At 39.9% G+C, this 6,000-nt stretch carries 7 protein-coding genes; 4 read left to right on the top strand and 3 right to left on the bottom strand.

Features of this window, described 5'->3' with window-relative positions; translation table 11 throughout:
* Window positions 1-253: 253 nt before the first annotated feature.
* Window positions 254-1,537: an MFS transporter gene (locus RM049_RS30580; protein ID WP_322706833.1), complete on the bottom strand. Its 1,284-nt coding sequence runs from the start codon at window positions 1,535-1,537 to the stop codon at window positions 254-256.
* 867 nt (window positions 1,538-2,404) lie between these two features.
* Here RM049_RS30580 and RM049_RS30585 point away from each other — a divergent pair.
* Window positions 2,405-2,593, top strand: a complete 189-nt coding sequence (locus RM049_RS30585; RefSeq protein ID WP_322670925.1) for a hypothetical protein — start codon at window positions 2,405-2,407, stop codon at window positions 2,591-2,593.
* Between the two features lie 81 nt (window positions 2,594-2,674).
* Here the strand turns inward: RM049_RS30585 and RM049_RS30590 are convergent, their stop codons facing one another.
* The gene (locus RM049_RS30590; RefSeq protein WP_322706834.1) at window positions 2,675-2,857 is read right to left on the bottom strand and encodes a hypothetical protein; all 183 of its coding nucleotides are present in this window, start codon (window positions 2,855-2,857) and stop codon (window positions 2,675-2,677) included.
* A gap of 527 nt (window positions 2,858-3,384) precedes the next feature.
* Here RM049_RS30590 and RM049_RS30595 point away from each other — a divergent pair.
* Window positions 3,385-4,365, top strand: a complete 981-nt coding sequence (locus RM049_RS30595) for an aldo/keto reductase (RefSeq protein ID WP_322706835.1) — start codon at window positions 3,385-3,387, stop codon at window positions 4,363-4,365.
* Window positions 4,366-4,513: 148 nt separating this feature from the next.
* Here RM049_RS30595 and RM049_RS30600 read toward each other — a convergent pair whose 3' ends face one another.
* The gene (locus tag RM049_RS30600) at window positions 4,514-4,711 is read right to left on the bottom strand and encodes a hypothetical protein (protein WP_322670928.1); all 198 of its coding nucleotides are present in this window, start codon (window positions 4,709-4,711) and stop codon (window positions 4,514-4,516) included.
* Between the two features lie 31 nt (window positions 4,712-4,742).
* On the opposite strand from RM049_RS30600, the gene RM049_RS30605 reads away from it, so the two are divergent.
* Both RM049_RS30605 and RM049_RS30610 read left to right on the top strand, forming a co-directional pair.
* A complete protein-coding gene (locus RM049_RS30605) occupies window positions 4,743-5,243 on the top strand; it encodes a DUF4174 domain-containing protein (RefSeq protein ID WP_322706836.1) in 501 nt (166 codons plus the stop codon).
* Window positions 5,244-5,536: 293 nt separating this feature from the next.
* Window positions 5,537-5,809, top strand: a complete 273-nt coding sequence (locus RM049_RS30610) for a GlsB/YeaQ/YmgE family stress response membrane protein (protein WP_104909288.1) — start codon at window positions 5,537-5,539, stop codon at window positions 5,807-5,809.
* Window positions 5,810-6,000 lie beyond the last annotated feature (191 nt).

Consider the following 6,000-nt stretch of genomic DNA (forward strand, 5'->3'; position numbering starts at 1 on the left):
GGGCCTATAGCAGAATGGCACTAAGAAAACGCGAAAGGCTTATTTAACCTCGTTCCCAGTCTGAAGACTGGGAATGTATTCCAAGAGGCTCCGCCTCTCGTCAAGAAAGAGGAGGCAGAGCCTCCCAGAATGCGTTTCCAGGCTGGAGCCTGGGAACGAGGCAACACAAGACTTTGGACTTATCTTAGTGCCATGCGCCTATAGCACGCTAGCGCATTCGGATTAGGGATGACGAATTAATATCAAATGCTTACTACTCAGGCAAAATATTAACTGAATTGTTACTAAAATTTTCTTCAAGATAGCGTGGATTGCTTACTCCTACGTGCAAAAGCAGTGCTGTAGCTAATGCACCGATAGCTGCTACCAAGAAGGTAGTTCTATAGTCAATATTCTCTACTATCCATCCACCTAGTAGGGGAGCAAAGATGGTGGCAGGAGCAATAAGGGTATTACCAAGACCAATATAGGCTGGTCGTTGATGTTGGTTGCCAAACTCTAAGGTCATTACCGCAGCAATATTTTGCAGAGCCATCATACCTATTCCTTCTCCTATAAATACCAAGTAAAACCAGTCTGCATTGGGTGCTAAACAAGCAAAAATCGAACTGAATGCACAAGCCACACAACCAATTTGTAAAATTAACTTGCAACCTGTGCGATCGCCTAACCAACCCAAAACCAATCCAGCAATAGTTTGTGTAACCATCAATAGAGTCGTAATTAACCCAACAGAAACTTCTCCCATCCCATATTGATGTATGGCATAGAGTGTATAGAAGGGAAGTGGCATCAGTGCTAGCTGTGAGATCATACGTGCGATCGCAAAGCAACGGAAATTCTCATCGCACCGGAGAATTACACCCAGAGTGTCCCAAAATTCACGTCTAGTTTCAAAAGCTGATGATGTGGTGTTTACTGGCTCTCGCGTCCTAGACATAAAAAACCAAGATAAAGCCATTGCCAAACTGGCACACAAAAAACACAGAGCAAAGTTAAATGGTTGAGCAATTTCCTTAAGCAGTAAACCAGCGATCGCAGCACCACAAATACTCATCAAATTACCAGATGCAGCTAAAGTACCGTAAAAAATCCCAAGCTTTCTGGAGGGAACAATTTTAGCAATCATGCTTTGCCAAGCAGTGGCGCTAAACCCACCGCCTAGCCCTTGCCAAATGAGTATGGCAAATGTCAAAAGTAAGATAGTTTGGTGATTGAGTTTTAGTTGTAATAAAGCCACCAGTGCTAATCCCAAAAAAGGAAGCTTATGATGAATTGTCAACGACATTACAGTTGGTTTGTAACACTGTAGGCGAGCTACTTTACTAACTGTTAATAGCTGAGGTAATTGCCAGCCTAAACGTGGAATAGCTGGAATCAGGCCGATAAGCAATGCAGAATCGGTAAGAGTGCTAACAAATAGTGGAATAATCGTGAAAAATGAAGCAAAACCACTCCCAAAACCAAAAAATCCACTTTCAATAACATTGACAGTAAAGTTATGGCGAAGGTCTTTTTGAAGTTCAGAATTAAACATTTTTATAGATATTGCCAGTTTAGTGATTTATTCCCTTTTGGGGAAACTCAGACTGCATTTTGAACAGGTTTATCTTCTTTTTGTAGATACTTAGAAATTACCTAAGTACCTACAAAAATCTGAGTTCCATAAATTGTTCCCAAATGTTGTACTTAAATCACCGTTGAAAAATATTTTTGTAAAATATCCCAATTTTTGATGGTGAGCCTGACTGCAACACAGCCCTGGGTCAGTGGCAGGTCTAGGTTCTTGAAGTGGTGCGTGATTGGCAAGCGGTGTAAATTATGCTCTCACAAAGCTTATACCTATTAATCATAGAGATGACTTGACAATAAAATAGCTAAAGCATAGGCGTAGATCGTTGTAGACATCGCCTAAAGTTATTGATAAAGTTGGATTTGAAGCTGGACTCTTTGGGTTGGATCGAAGGAAAACTGGAAGTGTGTCTATTGGTTTATTGACCGACAGGATTGCTGCTGGGCTGGTAGCTTTGGAGGAGTGCGGGCAGCCATTGAGTTACGCACTTTTCTGTCAGAGATGGGAATGCCTACTATTTCAAGCATTTTTGCTATTTATAAAATTTGAAACTCCCTGGATGAAGCAGGTGCTTCACAAGAATCAGTCCGTTATAACTAATAGCTGCTTTAACCAAAAGAGTCGGTCAGCAATCAATTATTAGTTACAATGGACTGATTAATTAATTAAAGTTTTTTATATATCTTTGGCGAAAACTGCCATAGGTTCTTTCAAGATTGAGGGACAAACTCAACCCTTAGTCACCCTTTAAGAGGAACTTGTGTGAAGCTGTAAGAGAGTGAAGAATCAAACTCTCTTCTACTAATCAGTTCTAACTTACCCTTTGTAAATATGCCTTCAATTAGCTACAACCGCACCAACAGCCAGCAGCCACAAAGCATTACCATTGAAGGTTATGTTGTCCGGCCAGGATTACACATTCTCAGTTACGAGCAACTCAAGTTGCTACGAGAGCAAACACAGCATCATTCTCAGCTTGAATCTCTAGTTAGCCAAGGTGTCATTAAGTTGACTGGTTAATAGTCTTCAATTCACTTGCAATTCATCTCATCACCTACTTATTAGATAGGTGATGAGATGAATTGCTGTATTAGCTAAGTTCTAAGTAGATGAGTTTGAACGTTCTATTTGCTGACGAACGGTATCAATAGAAGCATTAATACCAGCCAGTTTAGACTCTAAATCATCTCGTAGCCAAATCAAGAATTTTAATTTCCGCTCTAAGCTAGATTTGTGCGAAATGGGTTCGCTTCCATAACATGGATTACCCCAAAAAGGAAACATAGTTTACCTCTGAATTTAGCTTTTGTAACAGTGCAATATATTGCACCACTACATTCTGACGAATAACAATCAGACTGGTGTATGTAACAACCGACCATTATTGTGCGTGCTTAACGAACTTTTGCTAAAAGTGAACAAGTTGAAGTGACGATACCATATTCAAAGGTTCTGGCAATTTGGCATTACAACTATGTATTTTGCAGTTTAAATGAGATATCAACAGAACAGAACAACCACAAATCGCCAGTTGTTGACCTAAAGCTGTAAAAGAACTCAGCAGCCAATTTACAGCGTTTGGTCATCGCTTCTCTACAACTGGCTAGTAATTTATTAGAAAATACATAATAAATGTGCGTAAACTAGAAAGCTCTCTGAACACGGCTGGTAAAATTGAATGTCAATTACCCGCAAATCAACTTACTTATATCAGTAAATACTTCTAATAATAGATGACTTGGTGGAAGGGAAAGGGATAATGCTGAAAAGGGTAATATTCTAAGACCAATTACTGAGTAGGAAATTCTTTTATGAGAACCAGAAAGCTAGGGAAACTTGGGTTAGAAGTTTCAACTATCGGGCTTGGTTGCATGGGAATGTCTGAGTTCTATAGTGGTCGTGATGAAATTGAGGCGATCGCGACAATTCACCGGGCATTAGAACTTGGAGTTAATTTTCTTGATACTGCTGATATGTATGGGCCGTTTACCAACGAACAATTAGTAGGCAGAGCAATTAAAGATCGCCGAGATCGAGTAGTTTTAGCAACTAAATTTGGTAATGTCCGTACTGAAGATGGTGGTTTTAAAGGGGTTGATGGCAGACCAGAATATGTCCATCAAGCTTGCGATGCCTCGCTAAAACGTTTGGGGGTGGAAGTAATTGACCTCTATTATCAACATCGAGTAGATCCAACTGTCCCCATTGAAGATACTGTCGGGGCAATGGCAGAGTTAGTCAAGCTAGGAAAAGTTCGTTATTTGGGGCTTTCGGAAGCTGCCCCGGCGACGATTCGCCGAGCTGTAGCAGTTCACCCGATTACTGCACTGCAAACAGAATACTCTCTTTGGAGTCGAGAGCCAGAGGATGAAATTTTACCTACCGTGCGAGAATTAGGAATTGGGTTTGTTCCCTATAGTCCATTAGGAAGAGGATTTTTATCAGGTGCGATCGCTAGTCCTGACGATCTTGCACCTGATGACTATCGCAGAAATTCTCCTCGCTTTCAAGGTGAGAATTTTTATAAAAACCTGCAATTAGTAGAGCAAGTCAAAGCGATCGCCAGCGAAAAAGGAGTAACTTCTAGTCAGCTTGCTTTAGCATGGCTACTCGCTCAAGGAGAAGATATTGTCCCAATCCCTGGTACAAAACGCCGTACTTACTTGGAGGAGAATATTGCAGCTACCGAAATTACCCTGACTGAACAAGAGTTGAATCGACTTGAAACAGTTGCACCAAAAAATGTGGCAGCTGGCGATCGCTATCCTGATATGAGTACTGTTAACCGTTGATCGATCTGAAAAGCTGGATATTTTTTAAAATTCCGCTTTAGATGCACAAGCAGACATTACCGCAGCTTAACAAAGTAATCACCCAAAATTCTGAGAGGAAATGTCAAAAGTAGCGATCGCTATTTTATCGCCTGATTTGGATACTAATTCAATCATCTGGAAACTGCCAGCACGAGATATGTTCAATATCTTTGCTGCCGCATTTACTACAAACTGCATCCATCACAGAGTCTACCCATTCATCGCTACAACTACGACAATGACAGAAAATATTATTGCGGTTAGCCATTTCAATACCTTGATGCCACTGTTGTAGTTGAGAAGAGTCTGGAAAAGCTTCTGACATTTCATCAAACCTCGTTCAGGTCATTGTCATTATGAGCCTAACAAGCCCCGAAGTGAATAACTCTGTATTAATTGCTCTGGCGATCGCTGCATCTATAGCCCTATCGCCTGTTAGTATTGCTGGTACTGTTCAAGGTTCAACCCATACGATCAAAATGTCTTCATTTAACCTCAGTTCTCAAAAATGGCAAAACCGAGTGCTGCTACTTTTTGCACCATCTGTTGATAACCATAACTATCAACAACAGATGCAGTTATTTAACCAGCAACAAAACGATTTTAAAGATCGAGATTTAGTTCTTGTTCAAGTTTTGGCAACAGATAAAAGCTATGCCAACGGACAGTTAATAGATGAGTCTTCTGCTGCCAATTTGCGAAATCGCTTTGGGGTTAATAAAGAAAATTTTCGCGTCATTTTGATCGGCAAAGATGGTGGCGTTAAGCGCCAAGAAACTACACCAGTGCAAGCGATAGCAATTTTTGAGCAAATTGACGCTATGCCGATGCGTCAGCAAGAAATGCAAGAAAGATAAATTGGTAAAGCAGTTGGTTTTCTTGTTTTACATTCATGCAAGTAAAGGAGTAGATGAGAACAATCATTAAAAATGTATATACTGCAATTATCAAGCAATAAATTTATTAGTTCCTGGTTTTATACCTACTAGGAGCTTTTTTATTATTCATTTCAATTAAGAGAGTTCATCACGAGAAGTAATAGCATTCATCCTCAAGGCTATGGATCATTGCTTCTGTTGATAGATTGAATGTCAATATTTGGATTGCTATTGTGTATTTGTCACTAAAAAACGTTTATCAAATAAAAACAATGAATATTCTTGCTTGGATTGTTTTAGGTCTAATTGCTGGTGCGATCGCAAAGGCAATCTACCCAGGTCATCAAGGCGGCGGAATTTTAGCAACAATTTTATTAGGAATCGTTGGTGCTTTTATTGGTGGTAGTTTGGGTGTATTCTTCAGTACAGGAAGCTTTGCTCTAGCGGCTCCCTCTTTGAGTATTCCCGGTATTGCAGTAGCAGTTTTGGGTGCAATTGTTGCAGTCTTCTTGTGGAATGCCTTAACTAGCCGCAGTGCTTTGTAATAAATTAAATTGAATTAACTAATTTAGAACTTACGCATTTTTTGTTTTATCTGTCAATGCGTAAGTTCTGTTTATCAATAATTATTTACAGAATTTGCTGCTTGTTATCCTGATAGCCTCAACATTATCAACCTGAATACAGCACTTTGTGTAACGGTTTGGTACAGTAGTTGAGAAGATAAAAGTAAAAA

This window comes from Nostoc sp. DedQUE04, assembly GCF_034530995.1.
Classification (GTDB): domain Bacteria; phylum Cyanobacteriota; class Cyanobacteriia; order Cyanobacteriales; family Nostocaceae; genus Nostoc.